This is a genomic window from Paenibacillus sp. FSL H8-0104 (genome assembly GCF_038050215.1).
Taxonomy (GTDB): Bacteria; Bacillota; Bacilli; order Paenibacillales; family Paenibacillaceae; genus Paenibacillus; species Paenibacillus amylolyticus.
Genome location: NZ_JBBOTC010000001.1, coordinates 882922 through 908599, shown reverse-complemented (window position 1 = coordinate 908599; position 25678 = coordinate 882922). Strand labels below are relative to the sequence as shown.

Below are 25678 nucleotides of genomic sequence, written 5' to 3'. Positions count from 1 at the left end.
ATAATTAAAAATCATAATAAAAACATTACAAAAGATCTTCCGGAATAAGAGCATTACCATCCCTAAATTCTTGATCGACTAAGATAACATTATTTAAATTGGCTGACTTCCATATTGACTCTGGAATGTGTTCAAATACTATCATCTGAAACGATTGGCCATATAATTCATTCATATGAGTTATAAAGTCGTTAAGTACGGTAAAAGCAATCGTTATTTTGGTTCTATCATCTTGTGGTATCTGTGACCATTTTTTTGTGTTTTTCTTGTTTCCTTCCTCACCGTAATATGGCCTACTAGGCTGATCAAAGATTAACAGACTTGGAACATAAGGAGCACCTTGTTTTATAATCAACTCATGTATTCCAAGCATGAAACAAAGATGCATGAACATATGATTTGAACTACTTCCTACAACAGAAGGGACAAGTGCAGTAGGTTTTTTCAACTGTAAAACCTTGGTTTTATAATCAAATACAGATTGATAATCCTTGTAGATTCCAAGTGCATTAGAAGATTTGTCTAGATATCTTTGAACCAGTTCTTCTAGCAACCTGATAACTAAACTTCTATCAATAATTTCTGTCTCAAGTTTTGATTTAAGTTGTTCAAGTTCATCTTTCTTTTTATCTAGATCCTCTTCATTGAATATCTCTTGATCTCCATGTTTAAATAACCTTAATTTAGATTTTATTTCCCCGATGAATACGAATTTTTCAATTTCTGTGTTAAAAGATTTTTTGTTTTGCGGAACTTTATCTATATCTTTTTGAATTTCATCAAGTTGCTTTGTTAATTTTTTAAGATCATCATCTAAATTTATGTCAAATGGCCTTTTGTTACTTATATCCTTCTTAATCTTATTCATTTCAGTTTCAAGAAAGTCAAGCAATTCAATAAGAATAGGATGTTGTATAAGATGTCCGTAATTTTCTCTTAGATGATCTACTGGCTTGAGACTTTCAAATGTCTCCGACTGAAGTTTTTTGAATCCACTATACTCATTTTTAAATTTATTATAACTTCTAATTTTATGCTTGATTTCATTCTTCTTTTTTTGTAATTTTTCAAGCTCCTTCATATTTTCGGAAGTATTTAAAAATTGAACATTTTCAACTACATGCTGTAAGTTACCTATATCCTCATTTAAGCTATTTGTTTCAAGTGAAATTAAATCGTATTCTTTTGCCTGTTTAACTATAGATCTTAGCTCACTATCAAATACACTATTTTCTTTTAAGATAGCATTTTTTCGTCGCTCCAATTTCAATATGTCTTTTTCTAATGTATTAATCTTGTCCTTAATTATTATGTTATTAACGGTATCAATTCCAATAGCTAGGTCAAATATTCTATGAAGGGCTTCTTTGTATTTTTCATCATTTTGTTTATCGAAGAAAACTTCACTATGGTCAATAGTATCTCCAGATTGTGTATTAAATAAAAAGAAATATCGTAGCGATATTTTACTTCCAGCCTTTAATTTTTTCCCACTGTATGGGATAGTTACATTGCTATCAATCGAAAACTCCTTTTCGATTACAGCTTTTAATTCATCTTCGGTAATGTTTGGAGTAGGCTCATTTGGAACCTCACCGATTGGGGAGAAATAGTATGATGAACTTACTTTTCGATTTTCACTTAACGCCCCTCTAGCAATTACATATTGCTTATCGTTTATCTCAAATTTAAGTCCGTACCAATTGATATTTTCATTAATTTTTTCATCAGGTATTTTTGTTTTACTGGCAAAGAAACAATAATCTACAATATCAATAATTACGGACTTGCCTGTACCACTTTCACCTGTAATTACATTTATTTTGTTCTCAAAAAAGGGGATTGAACGTATCTTTTTATTTTTGAGCCACAAATTCATTTCATTAATTACGAATCTCATAATTTCACCTTCAATTGTAGGTATAGGTTCTTGTCATTGTCATTAAGAATTTCAGATAATTTTTTCCCAGCTATTGATATATGGAACGCTCTTAGTCCATACGCCTCTTTGTTTATAGCAAGTTTTTTTTCTGGGTTAATAGAAATTTCAGAATTCTTTATTCTTATAAGTTCCATCTCTTTAAGTAATATGATTGAATTCACTGACAAAGTCAGAAGTGAATAGTAACGGTCGTTATAATTTGAAAAGAAATCGGGCTTTTTTATTATAAATTCCTCAAGACTACGCAAGGTAGTGTTGTTATTTTTCAAGAAATCGAGTGTGCCTTGATGCGAAATAAAAGGGAATATAAGCATTGATTTAGCGACGCTTATGGTTTGTAAATGAAAAAGCACTGAATAAATAGCTATTGCACCAATCATTTCATTATTATATAGATTCTTTGGGGGTATCATGCTCATACTTTTCCTCCCAGTCAATTCGCCACCCAATTAAGGGCTCATTGGACAACAAATAAAATTGACCATTACTCAATTCAGTATCAAGCGCTGTCTCATCAAAGACAAGTTCATTTTTTCTAACAGCGTCTAAGCACTTCAGAGCAGCCAATACGATATCCTTTTCTGAGGGCGCTGTTCCAAACATTTTTAAATCCAAATTAATTTCTCGATGGACTTCGTCATGACAATTTCTCCACCTTGCAATACAGTCATTGTTGAATTCATCGATTTGTTCCTGCACTATAAGTCCTCTATTAAGCCAATCCTTCAAATGGTTATTGATCTGTAACATAGAACTTGCAAGTCTAAGCATTTCCGAAGTTGCAGTCTTATCTAATGCTAAAATGTCAATAAGTTGTTTAATAAATACTTGTTCTTCTATCGGCTTATCAAAGTGAATGGGGTTTTTATTTATGGGTAACTTGTCATTTCTACCTTTATCAAAGTATAAATGAAAATCATGGTAAAACTCTTCAAAGCTAATTACATTTTTAACTTTCGATTTAGTATTGATGTAGTTACGTTGTCTTAAATTACTGTCCACAGCATTAAATACATCCTCAATTTTTGATTCTTTTACCTGCTTCCCTTTGATTCTGCTTTTTATTTTTAAAATCAAATCGTCTTGATCTAGTTCAAATTCAAGTTTAGTAAGAAACTTAGTAAGCCACTTTTGTGTTTGTTTTTTAAGCGATTCAACATACTTCCTAATATCCTCATCAGAGGTGGTTGATTGTAATTCCTCTAAGTATCCCTTTACTTCCAAGATATTAATTGACTTCTGTTTAAAGCATTTAATTTTTTGTAGGAATTTGTTACTCTCATTACTAGCCTTGTTTGAAACGAGTATGAATGAAGTTTGCTCTATAAAAGCAAGTTGCTCATCACTTTTTGACCTCCCATCTAGCGGATCATTTATTATACTGACCCAGTTAAAAAGTGTTTTCCACAAGTCACTGTCCCGTTCAGTTAGATTAATAGCTTTTCCTGAAGCATTAGTTTGTATTGAATGTTTCAATTGCAGTAAGACTTGCGAACCATCATTCAAATCGATATGTACATCGTCTTTAACTTCAATACCTATTTTCTGGCCTTCTTCCAGATCTAGTAATAGATAAAGAAAATAATAATATTGATAATCAAAACCTATTGATTTATCTTCTGCATTTGTTTTATCCTGAAAATTTTTCAATAATACCACCTCTATCTATGCCTTTTTGATTAGATTCGACAAATTCCAATAGTTTCCTTTCTCACATCAAAAATTCAACATCAACAATACATCATTTTCCATAGTTTATTACTCCATTTTTTTTAACTTAAAGAATCATTTCTTAAAATCGTCTTATACATCTTGCACTTAATCCTCTGTTCAGTATGAATAAACCCTTGTAGAAAAACAGCTCAGAATTGCATTCCACCGTTGGTTACATATAAAAGAATACGCTACAAAACAGTCATCTTTCCATTTTCAGCACGAGTTTATTAGTGATTATTTGAAGCATAACTCTACCTTTCTAGTTTGCTTCCCAATAATAGATATCAAGCCACATCCATGGTTCTAATTATTCGCTTTGTTCGCTCTTGCCCAACGGTACTAACTCCTCTACAATAAAAGTTCGGCAGGCTTTTGTACCTGCAAATCATGACAGGGGGAGGCCTGAAACAAACATGGAAATTTCACTGGATATGATCAAAGACAAAGTCGAATGCTTACAGGCTTATGACTTCCGTGAACTGGAACGAGCGATCGAAGAACGAATCGGAATGAACAAAGCATTAATGCTGCGCGTGAAGCAAGTTCAACATCAAGTAACGTTTGACCCTTTTCGCAACAAGATGTTATATAGTGCAATCGTGCATTTTGCCGTAAATTAATGGACCAAGATTTTCAATAGTGAAAAACAGTTCACTGACGCAATTGCATTTAAGCATATCCTATAAAGCATGCAAAAAAGAAGACGCGAATTCGCTCGCGTCTCTTTCCATATCAAACTCCACTTTCTCTTGTTACAACTCCTGCTTAACCAACAACAACTTATAAGCAGAATTTTACCTGTAATCATACTTTACATAGTTAAATACGGGATCGTACCACTTTACAAACAGTCATTTTTGAGGATTAAGGGGGTAATACCATGCAAGAATTAATATTTATGAAGAATTATAAAAACAATGAAGTGCTGCGCAAGAGTTTTTTCGAGCTTGCTGTCAACACGTTTGAGATCAATTTTGAAGATTGGTATCAACAAGGATACTGGGGCGAGCGTTACATCCCTTATTCATATGTCGATGGAGACCAGGTTATTGCCAACGTTTCTGTTAACATCCTTGAGCTCATCATTCACGGTGAGAAGAAAAAAGCGATTCAAATCGGCACGGTGATGACACATCCTGATTATCGGGGGAAAGGACTCTCTACACGTTTAATGAACAAAGTTTTAGAGGAATACGAGAACAAGTACGATTACATGTACCTTTTTGCCAATGAATCGGTGCTTGATTTTTACCCCAAGTTTGGGTTTACGCCTGTGGAAGAACATCTTTTTTCAATAAATTATACGGCAAAAAAATCACCTGAGCCTGCGAACATCCGAAAACTAAATGTTACTAACGCGGATGATTTACGTCTTATTCAAAAATTGGCATCGGAAAGATTGCCTGTTTCTCGCCATTTCGCAACCCAGCATGCTCAAGGGATACTCATGTTTTATTGCCTGAATGTTTTTAGTGATGATATTTATTACTTGGAAAACGAGAACATCATTGTTATTTATCAGAAAGAAGACAATCATATTGAGCTCTTCGACGTTGTTAGCTTAAACGAAATGAATATGAAAGATATCTTGGATAAGATTGCAGATGCAACAGATGATATCGTTCTAAAAAGTTCGATCACCAATGAAGGTTTATTTGTAAGAACTCATGGTGAACATCTCTACCCTGTGCACGTTAAACATCCGATTACATCTATTGCTTGATGATTTATTTAATAAGACCTACCACCAGACCATACTTAAAAAAGATCAAAAAGGAGCAGGATTCCCTGCTCCTTCGTTATGTGAAACTTCTTTCTCTCATCAAACGTAAATTCACAAAGTATAATGAAATCAGATGACCGTTCAGCATGATCTTATGACCATCATAATGAAGGAGGGGACATTCGTGGCGTTTATCCCGCTAAACTGCCCCAATTGCAACGGAAGAATTGAATACAAGAAGGATGAGGTTTTAAAGTGTCCCTATTGTGAAACAGAACTTTTATTGAAGCAAAATCATGTCTATTACGTAGACCAGACTATTAATCATTACCATGGAACGCCCCCTAAAGTACCACCGAAGCAGACTGCCTCCGTAAAGGTAATGCTGATACTGATGTTAGTCCTAACTGGCGCGATCGGTACATATTTTTATTATAGCAACAGCTCCACCTATCCAAAAACAGAAGCCAATCTGCCTGTACGAAAGATGCCTGAAAGCGAGGTTCTGCTCTCACTTTTGCGAGATATCTTCGATAAAGGGTCTGCCTTGCCGACAGAGGAGGAATTGGCTCGTATTCGCTATTTAACCGTAGAGCATTCGGAGAATGATCAGTGGAAGTTTACATATAGCCTCTCCGATCCCTTCAGCGATGAAAAAGCCGAGAAGATCACTTATATTACTCAGGACAAGAAACTGAATAGCCAGCGGATTGATCAGCGAGATTTTGAAGCTTTTAAGGGACTGACGGCATTGGACCTGACGAATACCTATGAAATATCCCAGACGGACCAAACCACTCTGGCCCATATGCCCGGATTAAAAAGTTATGCTGGCGCTTTTAACGAATCCTTTAGTACATTTTCGGGCTACTTTGGCGACAAGTCTAAAATTACGGAGCTTACCACTCAGCTTCGCAGCAATCAGGAGTTGGCCATGCTGCTGGAATTCCCCAATCTGAACTCTTTATCCATTACCTATGTGGATGAGTCCGTAACAGATTTTCACTTGTTAAACCAATTGCCAATCAAGTCCCTATCGCTCACCTTTGTCGATGAACTCGGATGGTTGTCGTCCATGACCGGGTTATCATCCTTGTCTATACAGTACAGTGAAACCACAGACCTGCAGCCGCTGTATGCCTTGACCCAGCTTCAGGAGCTTCAGTTGTCCTATTTAACGAATGTAAAGTCCATCGACTTTGTGCAAAATATGCCTGCTCTACAAACGTTAGATATTGAAAATGTAAACTTCTCCAGTCTGGAGCGCTTGACCGGCAAAAACTCTATTACCACACTACGCCTGGCTTCTCTAAGTGAGCTTGGCTCGGTAAAGGCCATAAACAGTCTGCCCTCTTTGCGGGAATTAACGTTGTCCGGCTACTACGAGAATGCAGAAGCGCTGACACTGCCTAAAGTAGAGCGAGTGGAAATTCCAAGCTCCTTTCTCCCCGGGCTAAAGGCCCCGGTTACAACCAGTCTGACGCTCCGTGGCGGAAGTGGGGAATTGAACTTGGCTGCGCTGGGGAAATTCCCGAAACTGGAGCAACTCTCGCTCTGGGAGATCGATGAAATAACCCGTCTTGCCGCCCTGGACGGCTTGTCCCGCCTAGAGACCTTAAACATTTACGACTCGTCACTGTTCAAGGAAAGCGATGCCTTATTTCGTTTGAAGCAGGTGAAATCTCTGGTGTGCTACGAGTGTAGGCTGAACTTTGAACAAAAGGCGGCCGCGAAGAACAGCGTACTTGAACATTTGACCTTAAACCAGTCATATTTTAGCATGAACAATACCTCTGTTACTGAAATTGATCAAATGATGCCTTACTTTGCCAACATGTCCGCTCTACGTTCCTTCACCATGCAGGATAGCAATTTGGATTCTTTAGAATTCATGAGTAACTGGCAGGCCATAGAGGAACTTCATCTCGAGAACAATGCCATTTCCAATATCGAGACCCTAAGCCAGCTGCCTAATCTGCAAAAGGTATATCTATCCGGTAATTCCGTACAAAACAAATCTGTGGTTGGCGCGAGTGTGCATGTGTATTAGACAAGAAGGGGTTCGAGAATTATGTATAAATTCTCGAACCCCTTCTGTTTATGTTTAGCTTCTAACCAACATCGCTACACTCCAGAACGCTGCGGATTGACCGTGCCAAAGATATGATACGGTGTTATCCCCTTTGAAAATAGACTATCGATCAGTTTGATCAATTCCTCCGACGATAGATCTTTGTCGTTGCGTATCCAAAGACGAAACATAGATATTAATGTTGAAATGTAAAACTCAATGATATATGGTGCCAAGACATCATCTGTTGGAAAATCCACAATCAATCGCTCAAAGGGAATTTCTCTTTTCAAGCGTTCCACAAAATGAACAGAACCATAGTCGCCCAATATAGCTTTAAGAACTGAAATCTCCTCTGCATTTTCTAAGCATTGAAGTGCATCTTGAATAGTATGTGTAGAAAACTCTCTGCCTGCCATTTCCTCCTTAATGGATTTCAAAATACGCTCCTCAACGCAGTCCAACAACTCATAGATATCTGTAAAGTATTGATAAAATGTACTCCGATTATATCCTGATTGGTTAGCAATCTCTTGAATAGATATTTTTTCGATGGGTTTTTGGCTATATAAATCGCAGAATACATTTATGAATGTCTGCCTTGTTTTGTCCGTAATTTCAGGTTGCTTTTTCATTATTTTCCTCCGTTTGCTGTTCGATCAATTATCCGACAGATATTAAAAATCTGATGGTTGATGACCGTATAGTGAATCAATACAATAATATTATACAACACGTTGTTGGATCATCAACAAGGATGAATATTGATTATTAGGAGGCTAAGATGAGAATTTTATTTTTCGGTAGAGGTGTAATATCGACCCAATACGCGTGGGCTTTCGAAAAGGCAGGCCACACCGTTGAGTTTTACGTTAGAAAAGGGAGAAAAGAAACCTTCGGAAGTCATATAGCGCTTGAAATGTGGGACGCACGAAGAGCGAAACGGTTAATCAAGGAAAACTGGAAAGTCAAGCTGCATGAGGAGATAAGCCCAAATTACGATCTTATTATTGCGAGTGTCAACACGAAACAACTTCCCGAAGCAGCACAATTACTATCGACTACCGCGGGTAACACCCCGATCCTTATTTTCAATAATATTTGGCAGGATTTAAAATCATCGATCTTGCCCTTGTCTATGAACAATGTTGTCTTTGGTTTCCCAGGAGCAGGAGGCGGCATTGAGGACAATAAGCTTAGGGGCGGCTTCTTAAAAACGATATTTCTGGAAAAACCACGTGTAGGCACGGAACAGATAAACAACAAGGTCAAAGAACTATTTGAAAGCGCCCATTTTAAAATCAATTGGATAAAGGATATGCAAAGCTGGCTATGGAATCACTTTGCCGTGAATGCGGCGATGGAGACCGAGGTGTTAAAACGGGGAAGTTTTCCAGCACTTATGAATCATCGTGACTCATTCGCAAATGTTGGTAAGAATATGCGGGAAATGGCACCTGTACTTAAAGCAAGAGGCGCAAAGATGGACGCGATTACTCTAATGTTGACCAAAATTCCATCAGCACTTCTCGGCACGCTGTTTAACAAGGTTATTTTTGCAAAGGGCAACTTACCGCGACTTTTCATTGAATACAACAATAGTAAAGCCGGTTTTGCAGTACTTGAAGTTGTGAGAGAAGCAAAAAAGTTAGGTATACCTTCACCACGTCTTACTGCGGCATTTGCAAACACTGAGCAACAACACAATGCTATTGAAAAAGGATAAACTGGAAAACTTGATATTGTTCAGACCAACATCAACTCTACTAATGGTTATAACAACTATAGCCCGAGCTTTAGAAGCTTCGGGCAAAGTAATTTATTAAAACAGGTAAATGTAGCTTCAATACCTTGTTCTTTCTAGCATGGAATACCGTCCTCGGATGCGCCAACTTCGAACTTCACGTTACGCATCTCGTTCAAGAACGCATTGCTGCGAGCATCTTCAATCGCTTCGGGCACGATCTCCACCCCGTATACCTGATCCGCATGTTGCGCCAGGAAAAGAGAGATCGTTCCACTCTGTGATGTAATCTGCGAAAGAAGCAAAGCTATACTGCGCCACCTTGGATACAACATCTGGCTTTTTAAGCCAAGAATTTTCACTCTTAGATAGAGAGGTTTTTTCAATGAGTTGAGTTTTCGGATTTTCGAGCTGAAATTTAGTTTTTCTGTTTTTGTCAGATACGCCTGTTCGATGAGATATTCTCCACTTACTCTTTCATAAAACCAATGTGTTCTGCGTTGTGACCCTCCTATATTTGGAGCCCACACACGCTGTGAATTGCTTTTCATTTCTTTATGATATGGATTATTTGAAGAAAAGTCCTTACATTTTGCTCAAAAAGCCTCTGTCCGAATTAATCATAGATCTTTACAAGATCATCACCTGTCATAAATGAAAGATAAGACGGCCTCGTTGAACTAACGGGACACGGTAGTTCAGAGGGAAAAAGAAAAAGAGGGGTTAATTGCCCCTCTTTGCTATTTCCGCCAATACATCTCAACTATTAGTCTTTCCTGACCAACAGTGAGTAACACTCCACATGACTAGTGTGCTGTAACAAAATCAAAAAAAACGGCATCTCTGCCGTTTGTGTTTAAAGTGTTGATGCAGACAGCGGCTTTTTTCATACGATGAAAAGACACATGCACAGTATGCCTGTTGATGGCTCATTTCTAGCAATATTAGATGTGATTTTACCTGAAAGCCTTTAACATTAAAAATAATTGATTATTAAAATGTACTTCATTCGTATATATTTTTGTAAATAAACCAATGCACTTGTCTATGATTTCCCCAGTGAACTTTTGGGACATGATGGCTTTATTCGAATAGATCCTTACTGTCTTCCAGTCATGAATAATTTGGTCCAATAACGGGTCAAGCGTATGTTTTACATTGATATGATCAATGTTGTACTTATAGAGAGTATTTAACCTGTATTTCTCAGAACATTTTCTATAAATAGTACTGCTCAGTGTTTCTATAATCGTTTCATTTTTTATAATGAGCTCGTAATTTTCTGCCAACAACAGTATATTATTCAAACTTTCCGTTATTTCATTTTGATACCTGCACATATTTTCTACGAATGTATTGATGGTTGTGTGTGCTAAATTCTTATTGTTCAAGATCTCATGATTACCGGGGGGCACTAGCGCATATTCCCAAAAGTAGTCTGGCATCTTTACGTGTTCCGAAGTCATACATGACCATTTAAATTCTGAAAATGGCAGAGAATATTGTCTATATTCTGTAATATCATCAACCGTATATATTTCCTCGTTCGTAAGATTGAAGCCATAGACAAAAACAGGGTGCAGTCCATGTTTTTTGTTATAGTAAAAGTCTCTCCCGCGTTGATAAAATAAATCAATAAATATGGAAATCGGATGACCACTTGAAATAGAGTTTATGATCTCATCTTGTAACGTATCTAGTTCAGGGGATTTTTTACGAATAGAGATCCCCATTTCCTCAAGGATCTGATCTCCCTCCTCAAGATCCAACACCTCTAACTTGAAATATCCTCTTGTTTGTATTTTTTGTTTATCAAATCTATAAATGCTAATAACATTATTCAAAATCGGCAACTCATCTTTTTTAAAATATCTGGCAAGCGTTAACAACAAATTGTAGCCGCAATTAAAATAAGGAAAATTATGATGAGGATACATTTTAGTCATGCCGTCGAAGGGCTGAAAGGTGTCCAGGGAAATAATTTCTTCCATAAAATATTTCTCCTATACTAGGACGTGTCTTGAAACCTCTGAAGTGCATCTTTTACCGCCTTTTCGCCCCCTGCTACGTCACTTTCCCTTGACGTGCCCCGGCACACCTGCGGAAAACTTCCTTGCTTGGAACGAAAATCCAGCAAAATCTGCCGCCTTCAGCGTTTTCAGACACGCCCTAAAATTATTGTTGATATTACGGCTATATTACCTCTTAACAAGGTTCATCATACGGTATTGCCGCGTTCCAGCCTTCATCTCTTCATATTTCTTCGAGCCGGGCAATGCGATGAATTCATTGATATCTCCAATATTCGTGCTCGCTTTGGCGTTGCTCGCAATCCCTTGTGTGCCAGTACGCTGCTTCGCACTCTCATCACATGATAGAAGAACATTCGAAGTCACATCCTGATTGCGGATTACAGACAGGCCTGCTTCATCTAACAGCCTGATGTTCTGCGCTACCTGATCTCCCAGCATCAGCTCCGTATACAGAAATACGCCGCCAACTCTCATTATCCGGTACACCTCTTCATAGAATCGTGATCGGTTCGGATAGGCATGTGCGGATTCTATATTTAACACCACATCGAAGCTCTCGTCTGCAAACGGTATATTCTCCGCATCGCCGACGAGATAAAAAGATTCACCCCCTCGGGATTTGGCATTGCAATAGGCAATATTCGCCGGGCAGATGTCGAGACCGACAATAGACAGCGGCTTGAAATATTTAGACAGAGCTGCTATGTTCCCTCCCCTGCCGCATCCGATGTCGATCACCTGCCGCTCCCGAATCGCCGTCCTGCCCACTGTCTCAAGCAGCAGCTTGACCGAGTTTCTATTCCATGCATCGTCGGGCTCGATCACCGCATGTTGCTCATTCCCGTGCGGGACGTAACCATAATTTAAGAAGGTTGCGAATCGGCCTATACCGGACAACGCAAGAGAGTGCGAAATCTCGCTATAATCCCGAATTTCAGCCTCTTTCCGGTTCCATTCGGAAGGGTGGACAAACTGCTCACGCCGGTCGAGCATCGATACATAACGGTCATCGTTCGTATATACCGCATCGCAGCTGCAGCATTGCAGCAATGCCTCCGACTGGACCAGCACGCCCTTGCAGCTGGAGCATACCAACCTTGCATGTAGATGTTGTAGCATGACTATCACCCAGCCGACGTATGCATTTGATTCAACGCGTACACATTATAGTAATTTGGTATATTCAAATCTGCGTAGTAATCGATCACGGCATAGAAGCCGTTGGTTTGGAAGATGTTCTCGAGCCTGCTGATCTGCTCTCCGTCCAGTCCGTGTACCTCCATTACAATTTGCCTGATTTTGCCCCAATCTTCCGGTTCGATTCCTTCCAGCACCTCGAACTCACTTTTTTCCACGTCGATTTTGAGCAGATCAATTTGGTTCAGATCATAAAAACGGATCATATCGGAGATCGTAGTTAGCTTGCAACGATAGACTTGTTCATTCAGAAGCTTCGGCGACATAAGATGATCGACAAAGCGGTTTAGCATTCGCGGGTCAGCGAAATTATCTTCGTAATGGTTGATTAACCCGTATCGGAGATCTTGATCGTGGTTCTCCCTGTATTTGATCTGGACAGAGTCCGTGGACATCGTAGGAAAATAGGCAAACTCCGCTTCCTTGATCTCATTGGAAAGCCCGACGTTAACCGTCGTTACGCGAGGAAGCGAGCTCGTATTCATCTTCAAGAGTTTAAACGTCGGAGGCAGTGGCTCAAAGGCATATACTCTGCAGTCACTTTTGCTGCTGACATATAGGCTGAACATGCCGATATTAGCCCCGACGTCCAGGACCGTGCCATGATCCGGAAGCGTAATACCGTGCTTGAAATACATCTCCTTGTGGAAAATCTCATTGTAGAGAAACTCGGTCTCTCCTTCGTTGTTTTGATAGATTTCAATCCCGTTGTGCAGCCGTTTCTTTGTAATGGCCTCTGTCTGCAATGGATGACGCTCATGCTCCGTCTTGCTCATTCAATTCACCTTCTCAACAATTTGTTTGTAGGGCATTTCTCTAACTGCTGGCGCTTTCATAGCGTTTGACGGCCAGCTTCCAGAACAGCCTGACCACTAGAAGCGATATAACGGGAGCTACAAAAATCCATATCCCAAGGAACAAGTCCAATCGATCAATCAAATAAACCGACGGCATGTTGGTGATGAACAAGATCGGCACGACATACAGCCCAATTCTCCGCAGCCATTTGGGGTATATGTACATCGGCATATTGTTCAAATCCCAACATTTGTCGAGTATTTCGAAGATCGAACCGGACTTCACCGTCCAGAAGGCAAGGATTTGCGGAAGTAGAAGCACCGAATAGGTCACGATCGTGCTACTCAAGATCACGCCGATATATCCGGCCACGTGGATCAAGCTTGGCTCGATGTCAAGACGCCGCCAAGCCAGTACGATCATCGTGATCCCGGCGATCAGGTTCGGGATCGGAAACGCGAAGTTAACGTGCCGGAATGAAATCATGAACTGCAGCGAAAGCGGCTTCGTCATATACAAGTCCAGCGTCCCGTTGCGGATATGGCCGGCGAATCTATAAAAGTTATCCATAAACAGTCCTGTATAGATTGCGATCATAATCGTATAGGTCCCCGTGAAGATCAACATCTGGTCAGGAGAAATGCCATTGATTTCGATCCCGAGCTGGAAAACGAACAAGATATAGATCAGCTTGGAAAACAGAAATACGGTCTCCATGATCAAACCGGAGTAGAAATTCGCTTTGTATTCCATGTAACCGACCAAGCTGTTCTTAGCGAAAATAAAGAACATACGTACATGCTTCCGAAACTCCGTCAAGCTGATACTCACAGATCTAACCTCCAACGGCTACATATTTCCTCATCCCGGAATCCCACGACAACTTCGAAATCATCATAAGCACAATTACCCAGACCGCTTGTAAGAGGAGTCCGCGCACTATTTCATGAATCGCCATGCTCCCATTGATGATGTTAACCGGGAAGAATACGACATATTGAAACGGTAAATAGCTGGAGATTCTGGCAAACGTATCTCCGAAAATATTAAGCGGAAAGATGGCACCACTTAGCAGATAGACGCCTTGATTGAACGCGATATAAACGCCCCAAACCTCGGTAATGATGAACGCGAGAGCACTAATCGAATAAAAAAGCAGGAAGTTGATGAGCAGTCCGAATAGAATGCTGACCAGGAACATAACGATCTGCACCCCTCTAAGCTGAAACCCCCAAATCTGAGTAAAAACGAACATCAGTATGACGAATAAGACAAGGACGACCCCGATCTGAACCGTTTTCCCACCGAAAAAATTGCATATCCGATAGCTGAAATAATGAATGGGCTGAGCGATAAATTTGCTCAGTCCACCCGTCTTGATATCATTCGCGATTTCCCCTTCGAAGCCGGCAGAAACCAGCTTGGAGACGACGCCGGACAACACGGAATAAATGATGATCTGTGAATAAGTATAGCCATTAATAATCTCTTGCGGCGAACTGCGAAACACGGCCGTCCAGAGGAAGCATTGGACGAGAATGATGAAGCCGCCGCTGATGATACTCATAAAGAAATCGGTCCGATACTCCATCGCATTCTGAAGCGCAAGGATGTACGTCCTTTTATACTTCTGTAAGGCTTTCATGTCTGACCCCATCTTTCTGATACAAGCTTTCGATGCCTCGCTCGACAGGTATATCTTCAACTGTGAAATCGAGGATCGGGAACCGGTCCAGCATCATCTTGGAAAGCCGCTGAAGGTCATGCTTATCGATCTCCATGACGGCATGAATGCCGTCATGTTGCATGATAGCGCCATAGTCGCTTAGCGCTTGCCTTGGCACTTCGTCCGTAAATTGCAGCTTGATGATCTTTTTTGCATGAAACAGCTCGTTCACACGCCGAAGATCGCCGTCGTATACGATCTTCCCTTGATTGATGATGATTGTTCGTTTGCATAAATCCTCAATATCCGCCATATAGTGACTTGTCAGAATGACCGTTGCTTTCGTCTGCTGGTTATAATACTTCAGGAACTCCCGAATGCGCTTCTGCGAAATCAGATCGAGTCCGATTGTAGGCTCATCCAGAAAAATCACCTTAGGCCGGTGGATGAGCGACGCAATTAACTCCATCTTCATCCGTTCCCCCAGCGAAAGCCTACGTACCTGAATATTGAGCAGATCTTTAACATCAAGCATCTCCGTAAGCTCATCCAGGACAAGGTTGTAGGGCTTATCCTCGACCTCATAAATGCATTTGTTCAGGTACAACGATTCGTTCGCCGGTAAATCCCACCACAACTGCGATTTCTGCCCCATCACGATCGAGAACTGCATCTTGAATTCTTTTTTTCGCTCCCAAGGGACATAGCCTAATACCGTCGCTTGCCCGCTTGTCGGATACAAGATGCCGGACAGCATCTTAAGCGTAGTTGTTTTGCCGGAACCGTTCGGGCCTAAGAACCCGACCATCTCGCCTTGCTCGATTACAAGTGATATCTCGCTAACCGCTTCTTTGATCAGTGATTTCCGCTTCACTAAATTTTTTAGCGATTTTTTGAACCCCAATTCTTTTTCGTAGTAATTGAAGCTTTTGGATAAGCGTTCCACTTGGATAATGCTCACTGGTTCACCTCATTTATGCTCATGTAGAATAGTTAAACACCGTGCAAATGCAAGACACTGCACTTGGAACATGCCGGTGTCAGTCGTTCATCCATCATTTCCCTTATCCTTCTGTAGGTCATGCCGTGCCATAATTCTTGTACGGACGCTTCATTTAATTTGCCAATCTCGAACTCCTTGAAAAATTTGCATGCAACAATCGTTCCATCGGGCGTAATATCCATCCGGTTCGAGAGAGCCAGGCACTTCTTGTTCATCGTGCCTTTACTCCTCACCTCTTTGCCGAGCACGAAATCTTCGATCTGGTCATAATCCAGATTCGGCTGGTAGCGTAAACGCATTTTCCAGACCCGATTATTCACCCGGTCCAACTCGCTCATCAAAGCAGGGATACGCTCCGGATCGAGCTTGTAGTTAAAGGCGTGCCAGCTTCGTTCGCCCTTGTGCTCGCTCGCCGGAAGGAAGTCGAACTTCTGGTCAAAGTAATCGTCCATTCCCTGCGTGCATTCGTCCGAGATGTACCACGGGAAGCAGACCATGACCATATCTACACCGACGTCCTCCAGAAAGTCCAGCAGATCGTAAAGCTTGTCGGTCATAGCATCGTTAACGACGGTATGGATCGTAATTTTGCCCCTGAATCGGTTTTCCTTGCGCAGCTCGACTAGCATCCGAATAGCATCAATCGCCTTGTTGAATACCCCTTTGCCGCGAAGCGCATCATTCTCTTCTTCGAATCCATCAAGTGCAATGAGTAGCTCCAGATTGTCGGAGATTCTCAGCAAGGCGTCCAGCTTTCGCTCGATCAGCATCGCGTTCGTGCAGATCGTCGTCTCGCGAGGATGGGCTTCAAGCAAATCGGCCAAACGGTCGAAATGGCTGTATACGAGCGGCTCGCCGCCCCAGATATAGAGTCTCGACTTGGCTGGTTCCGTCTCAAGGATCAGCTTCTCCAGCAGCCCGTAGTCGAGCTGTTCCCGCTGTTGCTCCGGTGTCATAAAGTGATGGTAGCCGGTGTCGTTCCATTGATAGCAGTGCTTGCAGCGCAAGTTGCATTGGTTCGTCAGTTTAATCCCGACCGACTCTGGCAACGGTGTCGCGTAACCCGCTATTTTCTCCATGTTCCGCTTTGTTTCCACCGTATTCTTGATAGTACGTTTCAATATTTGCAAATCCTTTGGGGAATGTTTAATCTCTGATTTTGGATTCATATCAACACACCCTTCTTAAACTTATTAGGTCATTCACATGAATCAATAGATATAATACCTTGAACAAGCCGTACAAATCGGAAGCATATTTTTTTTCATATACGCGCGATAATCTTTGTACTTGTCACTACTCCAGATATCCAGCAAACTCTCTTCGTTCACGTTGCCAAAGGTCAGATCATAGAAGGCATGGCAGGGAGAAACGTCGCCCCTTGCCGTAATCTCCGCATAAACCCATGGAAGGGAGCACCGATTCCGTTTATCAGCCATCTGATGGAATTGCCCCGAGAAATAGTTGCTCAAATTTTGTTCATCTATCGTCTTCGGATAGGTGATCACATGGATGCTGTTTTTCAAGCAATACGCTTTAACATTATTGAGCTGTCTCGTCAATTCCGGAATATCGATCTGGCTGAACGAACTGGTGTCACGCCACACCATCCCCTTGGCATAAGGAGCTTCATGAACGTCGAATTTGTCACTAAGAACCTCCACATATTGGGCATACTGCTCTTCCGTTGCATAGAGTTGCACTTCCATGCTGATATGGTCCAACATTGACAAGTCGATATGCTTAAAGAAAAATTCCTCAACGTACATATAGTTCAAGGGCGTAATGATAAAGGATACACCCATTTTCGGAAATTGCTTGCCCTTGCTTTCCCGAAGCTCATAAAGCTTCTCGATCCCCTTGATTACTTTCTTGAATACGCCTTTGCCTCTCTGCTTATCGTTGATTTCCTCAGGGCCGTCGAGCGACATCCAGATCTTATTTGGAGCAGTCTCGACAAGCATCTCGGCATGCTGCTCAAGCAATGTGCCGTTCGTGGGGAAGTCCGCTTTACTTCCATAGTGATTGATCATGGCGAGAATGTCGCTCAGCCAAGGGTACATCAGCGGCTCGCCGCCGAAGAAATCGTAATACGGCTTGCCCGGGCTGCACTCGACGATGATCTTTTTAATGAGATCCGGATCCAGATGCGCTAACGTTTTTTTGCTTTTGTAGGGCCCTTCGAGTCCCCACTCATAGCACATCTTGCATCGTAAATTACACTCCTCCAACAGCTGCATGACGATCCATCTCGGATAGCTTGTCTTTGTCTTATCTTGGGCGACACTCAATTTGTTTACGCTCATCGCATAACCCCTTCTGCCATTGAAATCTTACCCCTTCGTTAACGCGACTCTCGCACAATAATGATCCACATAATTCGTCCGTTCTCCGGGTCTGTTCATGATCGCTTGATGCATCTCCCTAAGGACCTCTACGGAAAAATCCATCTCCCGCCACTTCTCGTAGCGTATTCCGAACCCCAGTGATTCCCACAATTCCAAATTGCTAAGCTCGTGACTTCCGAACGGCTCCAGCAGAATAAGAGGGGTTTCGGATGCAAGCGAGTCGATTAATGTGCCCGCTCCCGGCTTGGCCACGATAGCCATCGCCTCCGAAGCGATATCGAATAACCAATGATGATCAACCTCAGCGGCGTATGACTTCGTGTCTTCTCCCGTTATTTCGATGTATGGCGGAAACTCGTGCAGGCCGTTCGCACTCTTCACCCATGCACACCATTCCGGATCATTCATCCAATATCGGTGATCGGGATCGGGCTTCGCTTCCTTCCAATCGTAAGCTACGATATCAAGCCCATAGTTATGGCCGGCAAGCTCTGGAATTGTACTTTGATAAGTGCCCATCCCCCAGCCGCCACCATGAACAACAAGCCGCCGCTTCCTTGAGTCGAAGGGCAGTGCCGTACGATGAAGAACTGGGATTTCGCATCGAATCTCCATCTTGTCAGTGTCATAGAGACAAGCATTGTAATAATACTCGTCATAGCGAGAATGAAACTTCTTCAAGCTCTTCCAAGACGGGGCCAGATCTGAATCGACGTAGAGCAGGTCTACATGAATTTGATTCGGCAGCATCTTCTCCCTATACAAATCCAGAATATAGATCCAGTGTCCGGATAACGATATGAATTCGTACCGGTCTTCCGCTTTCCACGCCTCCAGCAATAGCTCGACCTGGGCATAATCAATGCTGCCCCGGATATCCATCGGCATTCGGGCCGATAAATTGGCAAGTGCGAAATTATTGTGATAAGCCTTTCTGCTGTCTACAATATGATCCATCTTGTCTTGCTCCAAATAGCTTTCGAACACGAGCACTTCCGTCGCGATATCCCTTCTCTCGAAATCACTTGCAGCTAACAGACCGGGAATATAGAAACCCAGACCGAAACCCGAGCATAGAATCGTCACTTTCCGCTTACCCATAAAATTTCTTCCTCCATTCATGGCTTTAAGCGCTTCGGACTGCATCAGCGGGCGATCTTGAAGGATAACGACGACAGCACCTCCTTAACCTTAGCGGTCAATCGTTCGTTATCCCATTCCCCCTGGATCAACGAATAATATAATCTGCCTTTCACCTGCTTATTCCGGATCCCCTTGCACTCGCTGACGACTTTGTTAATAAGGAGCGTATTCGCGCTTAACGGTAAAATACCGAATCCTCGATCAGGCTTATATAGAACACCCTCGCGGTCCAGCGATTCAAGCAATTGATCGAATGATACATCGCATGCAAACTGTAAAGTCGCATGCGTCATGCTCCCGGCCGTGTCGTGCTTCTTCAGGTAGCGGTCAACGTAATGCTTGATCAGACTCATCGATCTTCTTGCATTCACCTCAACAATCGGAACGATGCGGCCGTCTGTCAACAGCATAGAATCGACGCATACGTCGCCGTGATAACCCGACCGATAAAGCTCGCGAGCCGCCCGTTTCATTACATCAAAATACTTCGCTTCCTGCAGCATATGAAGCAACCTATCGTCTGCTGTATAGGAGCCTTGGTAAGCGAAATTGCGATTAACCAACTGCTGCACTGAGATATGTCGGTAAGTACCGTCTGAATCGATGTGGAATTGGCAAGAAAAATCCAATTCCTTGCGGAGGAACGGCTCAATAATAAACCGAACCGTTTTTCCCTTGCTGCACTGATCGGCGACATAGGATGTGACTCGCTGCAAAATCGCTTCCGACTCGATCAGCAAATTCCCTTTCCCGGATACCCCAAACTCATCTTTGATCAGGAAGGGTCCTTGATTCAGCAAAGTCAAGCCGCTTGCCAGCAGCTCTTCGGGAGAATAGACCGTCTGGCTGTCACACCGAAGATCAAGGCGACGGTTCAATTCGGTTGAATACAGCTTCGAATTGACAGTCTGAACCGTTTCGATAGCTGGAAAATCCTGTTCCAGCCCGTAACGCGCTGCAGTACGATCTACCCCCGGAATGACGGCAAAGGGCGACAACCGGGCGCCGTCCAGCAAGTAGAGATCCATGTCACCCATTCGATCGGCTGATGTGAGCAGGTCGAATATATTGGCGGTTCTGCCTACGCTTCCTACATCAGGACTCTCGAGATCGGTTGAATTGGAAAGAAATTTAAATCCGATCTCATGCAAATACTCTTTATGGCAAACGTTCATTCGATAGCGAGTAATGAGCTTATCCTGCGCCTCGCAAAATGGGAAGAGCAGCTCATCCATGGCCATCACGATATTCTCCATTTCAGGATCGTGAAACGACGGCAGTTTGGCTAGATTAGGGTCGCGCCAGAAGCGTTCCGCGTCAAATGTCCCGATAATGAGCTCGAACTTGCGTCTATCGTTCATACAGGCGCTGTTTTCTGCAGCTCCGAGATATAATTGCAGAAGGTCGTTACCGACTCCATAAGATTGAAGTCGAATTGTTCAAAATCGATTTCAATACCGAAACGCTCTTCCACCTGTAGTACAAAAGTAATTAGCTGTAAAGAGTCCAATCCCCCGTCTTCCATGATGTTCGAATGCTCGTTCAAACTGTTTGCCAGTTGGGCGTCTTCCTTGATTTCGCATATCATCGCTATGATCTGTTCTTGCATAGGTACCTCCCGTTTAATGGATATATTGACCCTGGTAATAATGGATCGTTCTAGCGAGTGCATCATGCAAACTGATCGCCGGTTCCCAGTCCATAATCGTCCTTGAAATGGTAATGTCCGGCTTCCTTCTCCTTGGATCGTCTTCCGGCAGCGGGAGAAACTCTAACTGCGCGTTGGACTTCATTAGCTCCTTCAATATTTGGGCGACTTCAAGTATGGTAACTTCCTCCGGATTCCCCAAATTGACTGGCTGTTCATACGTGGTGCTCAGCAGTCTCACAATCCCTTCCAGCAAATCGTCGATATACTGAAAGCTTCTCGTCTGTCTGCCGTCGCCATAAATCGTAAGGTTTTGCTTGGACATGATTTCATTAATGAAATTGGTAATGACGCGTCCGTCATTTAAATCCATCTTCGGGCCGAATGTATTGAAGATCCGAATGACCCTTACCGGTATACCGTATTTCCTGTTCATCCAGTAGGTGATCGCCTCTGCATACCGCTTCGCTTCGTTGTAGCAGCTTCTTGCTCCAACCGAATTCACGTTGCCATAGTAGCTTTCCGGCTGAGGGTGAACAGTTGGGTTACCGTAGATCTCGCTTGTTGAAGCCAAGAAGAAAGCAGCCTGCTTTTCTTTGGCCAGATACAGCAGATGCATCGTCCCTTCGCTGTTGACCCTCATCGTTTCGATCGGATAGGACAAATATTTGGGCGGACTGGCAGGACTGGCAAAATGCATCACCCAATCGACAGGGCCTTCAATTGCGAGCGGATAAATGACGTCATGCTCGATAAACTTGAAATTGGGCGACCGTAAGAGATTGTCTATGTTGACAGTAGACCCGGTCAGAAAATTATCGACGCCGATAACGGTATGGCCTTCCCGCAGCAGCCTCTCGGCAAGGTTGGAACCGATGAAGCCTGCGACTCCTGTTAATACAATGAATATTATGATCCCCCCCCTTGCTTAAGGTTTGTGAAACCACTATTAATTCAATCGAACAGATATGGTTCTATGCATGAATCACAAGATGTTGGGTCAAATACCAGGAGAGATTCTTGAGGTGAGTGGATTCGCTGTGGTTGTGCCGGAAAAAAGCGCTTGAAGCAATGCGGATCGTTGAAAGACAAGAAGGCAATAGGCTGTCAGCAAACGGAATCTTTAATACAAGAGCAACGGTTTGGCTTACTCAACACGCTGTCTCCCAACGATTATAATCCCAGCATCACTCCTTCCATAAATATGCCCGGATCACCACGGGCTTCGCGCTAAAGCTTCTATTCGGGTGCAAGAAGAGATATCCACAACTGACATCATCTGCTCCCTCAACATTACTGAATAACTATCTTCTTCAGCCATCGTTCAAGGAATATGGATTCTTCATTTTCTATATTCGTAATCAGCGTTTGTAAACTTTCGGAAATACTCGTATCCTTTGTCAAATTATATTTAATCGCTAGATTCACAAGGATTTTTGCTTTAAGTTCAATAGCTGTGAATTCATCTATATGCTCTTGATTTAATTCAATTAAATGCTGATTATCGTACAAGTACTTGAATCTTAGCGTCATTATCTTCTTATGATCATAAATTAAATGAAAGGGTCTTATATCAAGCATAGCCTTATGTTCCGATGTCTCTTTCACATAATTATATAGAGTTGTGTATATTTGCATGCCGAAGTCAAGATTATCCCTGTCGCCCCCGTAGTTAAACATCTCCCAATACTCCGGCGTTTTGTTAGTGAAATAATTTCTTATCGAATTCACTAGGGTATCTGTACTGAATTTATCCTGATATTGATCATTGAATGTATACAGATAAACCATTTCTCTAAGGTAATCATGATTGGTTGTTAGATGATTTGTGTTGAACGCAAGATTGAAATCATTAAATGATATCTCAGCCTGACTATACACCCCGTTCTTAAAAAAATCGGAAACATACAACATCTCTCTATCCAAATCATAGCCGTAAACAAATATGTCATGATGCAATTGAAGTTTATTGTAGCGATCGCTTAGGGGCACGTAGAAATAATTGATCATGGTGTGGACATAGTTATTAGCATTAATATTTTCTACAATAAAATGAATAACAGAGTCCCATTTAGTTGTTACAGTATCTCTATGTATCTTTTGAGTAGTAATCCATTTGCACGCATCCGAAGGCCGCAGCTCATAAGTCACAGGAAAATAAAAATCTCCCCAATGGTGTTTATAATCTTTGTTAATAAATAATTGAATATAATTGCTAAATATCCATGGATGTGCGCACTCGTAATGGGTAAGTATGGACAAGAGATGAGCATGTTGCGTATAGGTTGTAATCATCGGATAACTGACCGGCAATATTTCTCTTCCAAATTTTTGAGTTGAATTCTTCAACCTTTCGTTCCCCCCTCGTTATTTGGTTAAATGGCTTAAGGATGCCGAATCAGTATATCTCATTTAGCAATAAGCGCTTTGTACTTGCCCTGTCCAGTTTTCCTGTTTTTGTTTTTGGAATATTATCTATAACCCTCCATTGTCTAGGCACTTTATACGATGACAAATGCAAGTTGCAATGTCGTGTCAGTGCATCTATATCAACCAGGCATTCATTAAAAACTTTCAGAAATGCGATAGGCACTTCGCCTAACAGATCATCGTGTACACCAACAACCATGACCTCCTCCACTTCTTTCAAGCCGTACAAAAATTCCTCGATTTCTTCCGGATAGATATTGATACCGCCGGATATAATGATATTCTTCTTTCGGCCTGTGAGTATAAGACACCCTGATTCATTCCAATATCCCAAATCTCCTGTCTTTAACCAACCCTCAACAATGGTAGCGTTCGTTAACTCCGGGTTTTTGTAATAACCGAGCATCACATTCGGGCCCTTGACCCAAATTTCTCCGATAGCAGCTCCTTCTACCTCATTCTCTTCTTCGTCAAGAAGACGAATAGAAACGTCATTTATGGGTGATCCACAGGATAAGTAGCGCTCTCCCCGTTCCATCATGCTTACCCGCGGAGAAGCTTCGGTCAATCCATAGGTTTGAATAATGTCCGCATGAGGAAATACAGTCTGAAGATGGTCTACTAATTTCGCAGGAGTCGCCGCACCGCTAATTACAATAAATTCAATGGAATCAAAGGCACTCCAGTTCTTTGTCTGATGGAAATCGGAAACAAAGTGCATCAATTGCGTAGGCACCGCTGAGAATCCCGTGACCGCCTTATTCTGAAACAGTTTAAACGCTGTGCGCGGCAGCAAGGGCAAGCTGATAAGTTTAATTCGGGTTCCATATAACATGCAAGAAATTAATTGCGTGACAATCGTAGAACTGAAATGAACGGGCATCGTTACAAGAAACGAATCTTGTTCTGTATACCCCACCTTTCCGCCATGTGCCAACGCATTCGTTAATACATTCCAATGGGATAACATAACGATTTTAGATTTTCCGGTTGTGCCCGATGTAGGAAGGAGAATCGCACATTGATTGGGATCGGACTGATTGGTTAACGAGATCGATTCGAACGAAGGCATTGGTTCTTGCGATAAATCCTGAGCGGTAACCCAAGGAATGTCGGAATTTAAATGCGCTGGCTGTGCAGATTTGCTGATAACCAATTTGGCGTCACTGGCATTTAAAATATTTTCAATTTCAGTATTGGACGCCGAATAAGGAACCGGTACTAACACATAACCGCAGAATTGAATGCCCAGCGCCGCAAAAATGAACAAGGGCTCATTATTTGTGTATAATGCAAGATGGCTTCCGGACTCAAGCTCAAAATTCTTGTGGATATATAGAGCAATCAAGTAAGCTTCTGTCATCACCTCTGCGTAAGTCCATTGCTGCTTTAGATCTTCAAGGATAATATGATCTTGGCGATCAGAGGCCTCCAGAAATAGACGCTGAATGATAGTCATCATAGCGTTTTCACAGTCAAATAATTAAGGATTAATCCAGCCGTGGAGAACTTCTCAAATAACAGATCTTCATCAGGGATCGAGATGTTAAACTTCGATTCCATTAAAACAATAAGCTTGATGAAGCCTACTGAATCGATCCCTTGGTCCAACAAACGGGTATCGTGGCCTTCCGGATACTCGATGTCCAGCTCAGCAAAAATTTCATCTCTCAAGATATATTCTATTGATTTAGACATCATATTCCCCCGTTAGATAATCTTTAGAAAGGCTGATTAAAGAGGATAGTATACGTGATAAGCAAGTGAGAGTATTGTGAAGAAAAAAAAGTTCATAACGATGTACAAGGTGAATTTGCACTGAAAGAGTTGTTTGCATAGTTGTATGCAGAGATTCTGCAATTCATGCTGGAGGCGGAGTATGACACGATGCAGGACATAAAAAGCTTGACGCGAAGAGTACAACGACGGAAATAATTGAGGGTTACCATCGTCAACATCGCAAAGCCAAAGAAAAAAGCATTTTCCCAAGCAATGAAGCGTTGCTGAAAATGCTCTACAAAACTACGATGAATGTCACTCGTAAATGGACAGAGTGTATATACAACTGGGAGTAAGTCCCCAATCAACTCTCCATTTTCTTCCTCGACGGGATCGAACTATACTGCGTAAAGTTCTTCTTGGTAGCGTTTACACTGGTAGATTTACAGCACTAATCGCCCGATATATTTAATATAATTACAAATATACCAATTGTC

Annotated in this window: 23 protein-coding genes and 3 pseudogenes; 5 read left to right on the top strand and 21 right to left on the bottom strand. The window is 41.9% G+C overall.

Annotated elements, in window-relative coordinates:
• Positions 1–25: 25 nt before the first annotated feature.
• Genes NST38_RS04175 through NST38_RS04165 form a run of 3 tightly spaced genes read right to left on the bottom strand, consistent with a single transcriptional unit; the run spans position 26 to position 3592 of the window.
• Positions 26–1900, bottom strand: coding sequence for a DUF3732 domain-containing protein (locus tag NST38_RS04175; protein ID WP_341343795.1), 1875 nt, complete (start codon positions 1898–1900; stop codon positions 26–28).
• The gene (locus NST38_RS04170; protein WP_163757135.1) at positions 1897–2361 is read right to left on the bottom strand and encodes a three component ABC system middle component; all 465 of its coding nucleotides are present in this window, start codon (positions 2359–2361) and stop codon (positions 1897–1899) included. The genes NST38_RS04175 and NST38_RS04170 overlap by 4 nt, the downstream gene beginning before the upstream one ends.
• Positions 2330–3592, bottom strand: coding sequence for a hypothetical protein (locus NST38_RS04165; RefSeq protein WP_282319407.1), 1263 nt, complete (start codon positions 3590–3592; stop codon positions 2330–2332). The genes NST38_RS04170 and NST38_RS04165 overlap by 32 nt, the downstream gene beginning before the upstream one ends.
• Before the next feature lie 479 nt (positions 3593–4071).
• On the opposite strand from NST38_RS04165, the gene NST38_RS04160 reads away from it, so the two are divergent.
• From NST38_RS04160 to NST38_RS04150, 3 genes are all read left to right on the top strand, one after another.
• Positions 4072–4278 carry a DUF2536 family protein gene (locus NST38_RS04160; protein ID WP_076329555.1) on the top strand — a complete coding sequence of 69 codons (207 nt, stop codon included), beginning with the start codon at positions 4072–4074 and terminating at the stop codon, positions 4276–4278.
• Positions 4279–4538: 260 nt separating this feature from the next.
• Entirely contained in the window at positions 4539–5381 is an 843-nt protein-coding gene (locus tag NST38_RS04155; protein ID WP_341343794.1) for a GNAT family N-acetyltransferase, read from the top strand.
• 382 nt (positions 5382–5763) lie between these two features.
• Positions 5764–7431 carry a leucine-rich repeat domain-containing protein gene (locus NST38_RS04150; protein ID WP_341343793.1) on the top strand — a complete coding sequence of 556 codons (1668 nt, stop codon included), beginning with the start codon at positions 5764–5766 and terminating at the stop codon, positions 7429–7431.
• Between the two features lie 74 nt (positions 7432–7505).
• Here NST38_RS04150 and NST38_RS04145 read toward each other — a convergent pair whose 3' ends face one another.
• Positions 7506–8087 carry a TetR/AcrR family transcriptional regulator gene (locus NST38_RS04145; RefSeq protein ID WP_017690637.1) on the bottom strand — a complete coding sequence of 194 codons (582 nt, stop codon included), beginning with the start codon at positions 8085–8087 and terminating at the stop codon, positions 7506–7508.
• 149 nt (positions 8088–8236) lie between these two features.
• Here NST38_RS04145 and NST38_RS04140 point away from each other — a divergent pair, with 149 nt between their 5' ends.
• The gene (locus tag NST38_RS04140) at positions 8237–9178 is read left to right on the top strand and encodes a ketopantoate reductase family protein (protein WP_341343792.1); all 942 of its coding nucleotides are present in this window, start codon (positions 8237–8239) and stop codon (positions 9176–9178) included.
• Positions 9179–9315: 137 nt separating this feature from the next.
• On the opposite strand, the pseudogene NST38_RS04135 reads toward NST38_RS04140, so the two are convergent.
• The 17 genes and pseudogenes from NST38_RS04135 to NST38_RS04055 form a co-directional block, all read right to left on the bottom strand.
• Positions 9316–9471 (bottom strand): annotated as a pseudogene (locus tag NST38_RS04135) (methyltransferase domain-containing protein); the annotation flags it as partial.
• A pseudogene (locus NST38_RS04130) lies at positions 9398–9747 on the bottom strand (AIPR family protein). The pseudogenes NST38_RS04130 and NST38_RS04135, both read right to left, overlap by 74 nt.
• Before the next feature lie 405 nt (positions 9748–10152).
• A complete protein-coding gene (locus NST38_RS04125; RefSeq protein WP_341343791.1) occupies positions 10153–11187 on the bottom strand; it encodes a hypothetical protein in 1035 nt (344 codons plus the stop codon).
• Between the two features lie 207 nt (positions 11188–11394).
• Positions 11395–12348 carry a class I SAM-dependent methyltransferase gene (locus NST38_RS04120; RefSeq protein WP_051449571.1) on the bottom strand — a complete coding sequence of 318 codons (954 nt, stop codon included), beginning with the start codon at positions 12346–12348 and terminating at the stop codon, positions 11395–11397.
• A 5-nt stretch (positions 12349–12353) separates the two neighbouring features.
• Positions 12354–13202, bottom strand: coding sequence for an FkbM family methyltransferase (locus NST38_RS04115; RefSeq protein WP_036668358.1), 849 nt, complete (start codon positions 13200–13202; stop codon positions 12354–12356).
• A gap of 40 nt (positions 13203–13242) precedes the next feature.
• On the bottom strand, positions 13243–14055 hold the full coding sequence (locus tag NST38_RS04110; RefSeq protein ID WP_017690645.1) for an ABC transporter permease: 813 nt from the start codon (positions 14053–14055) through the stop codon (positions 13243–13245).
• Between the two features lie 4 nt (positions 14056–14059).
• Positions 14060–14869: an ABC transporter permease gene (locus NST38_RS04105; protein ID WP_340902079.1), complete on the bottom strand. Its 810-nt coding sequence runs from the start codon at positions 14867–14869 to the stop codon at positions 14060–14062.
• A complete protein-coding gene (locus NST38_RS04100; protein WP_340902077.1) occupies positions 14847–15851 on the bottom strand; it encodes an ABC transporter ATP-binding protein in 1005 nt (334 codons plus the stop codon). Before NST38_RS04100 ends, NST38_RS04105 begins: the two co-directional genes overlap by 23 nt.
• Positions 15852–15883: 32 nt before the next feature.
• A complete protein-coding gene (locus NST38_RS04095; protein ID WP_341343790.1) occupies positions 15884–16972 on the bottom strand; it encodes a radical SAM/SPASM domain-containing protein in 1089 nt (362 codons plus the stop codon).
• A 132-nt stretch (positions 16973–17104) separates the two neighbouring features.
• Positions 17105–18199, bottom strand: a complete 1095-nt coding sequence (locus NST38_RS04090; protein ID WP_340902075.1) for a radical SAM protein — start codon at positions 18197–18199, stop codon at positions 17105–17107.
• A gap of 27 nt (positions 18200–18226) precedes the next feature.
• Positions 18227–19342, bottom strand: a complete 1116-nt coding sequence (locus NST38_RS04085) for a UDP-glucuronosyltransferase (RefSeq protein ID WP_338707758.1) — start codon at positions 19340–19342, stop codon at positions 18227–18229.
• A 44-nt stretch (positions 19343–19386) separates the two neighbouring features.
• Positions 19387–20745 carry a hypothetical protein gene (locus tag NST38_RS04080; RefSeq protein ID WP_341343789.1) on the bottom strand — a complete coding sequence of 453 codons (1359 nt, stop codon included), beginning with the start codon at positions 20743–20745 and terminating at the stop codon, positions 19387–19389.
• Complete coding sequence (locus tag NST38_RS04075) at positions 20742–20993, bottom strand: acyl carrier protein (RefSeq protein ID WP_036668367.1); 252 nt, start codon at positions 20991–20993, stop codon at positions 20742–20744. Before NST38_RS04075 ends, NST38_RS04080 begins: the two co-directional genes overlap by 4 nt.
• Positions 20994–21006: 13 nt before the next feature.
• Positions 21007–21936, bottom strand: a complete 930-nt coding sequence (locus NST38_RS04070; RefSeq protein WP_211083169.1) for an NAD-dependent epimerase/dehydratase family protein — start codon at positions 21934–21936, stop codon at positions 21007–21009.
• 389 nt (positions 21937–22325) lie between these two features.
• Positions 22326–23381 (bottom strand): hypothetical protein, encoded by a 1056-nt coding sequence (locus tag NST38_RS04065; RefSeq protein ID WP_341343788.1) that lies wholly within the window; start codon positions 23379–23381, stop codon positions 22326–22328.
• A 49-nt stretch (positions 23382–23430) separates the two neighbouring features.
• Positions 23431–24924, bottom strand: a complete 1494-nt coding sequence (locus tag NST38_RS04060; protein WP_341343787.1) for a class I adenylate-forming enzyme family protein — start codon at positions 24922–24924, stop codon at positions 23431–23433.
• Positions 24921–25160: a phosphopantetheine-binding protein gene (locus NST38_RS04055; protein WP_340902068.1), complete on the bottom strand. Its 240-nt coding sequence runs from the start codon at positions 25158–25160 to the stop codon at positions 24921–24923. The genes NST38_RS04060 and NST38_RS04055 overlap by 4 nt, the downstream gene beginning before the upstream one ends.
• A 224-nt stretch (positions 25161–25384) precedes the next feature.
• Here NST38_RS04055 and NST38_RS04050 point away from each other — a divergent pair.
• Positions 25385–25537, top strand: a pseudogene (locus NST38_RS04050) (IS256 family transposase); the annotation flags it as partial.
• Positions 25538–25678: the final 141 nt, after the last annotated feature.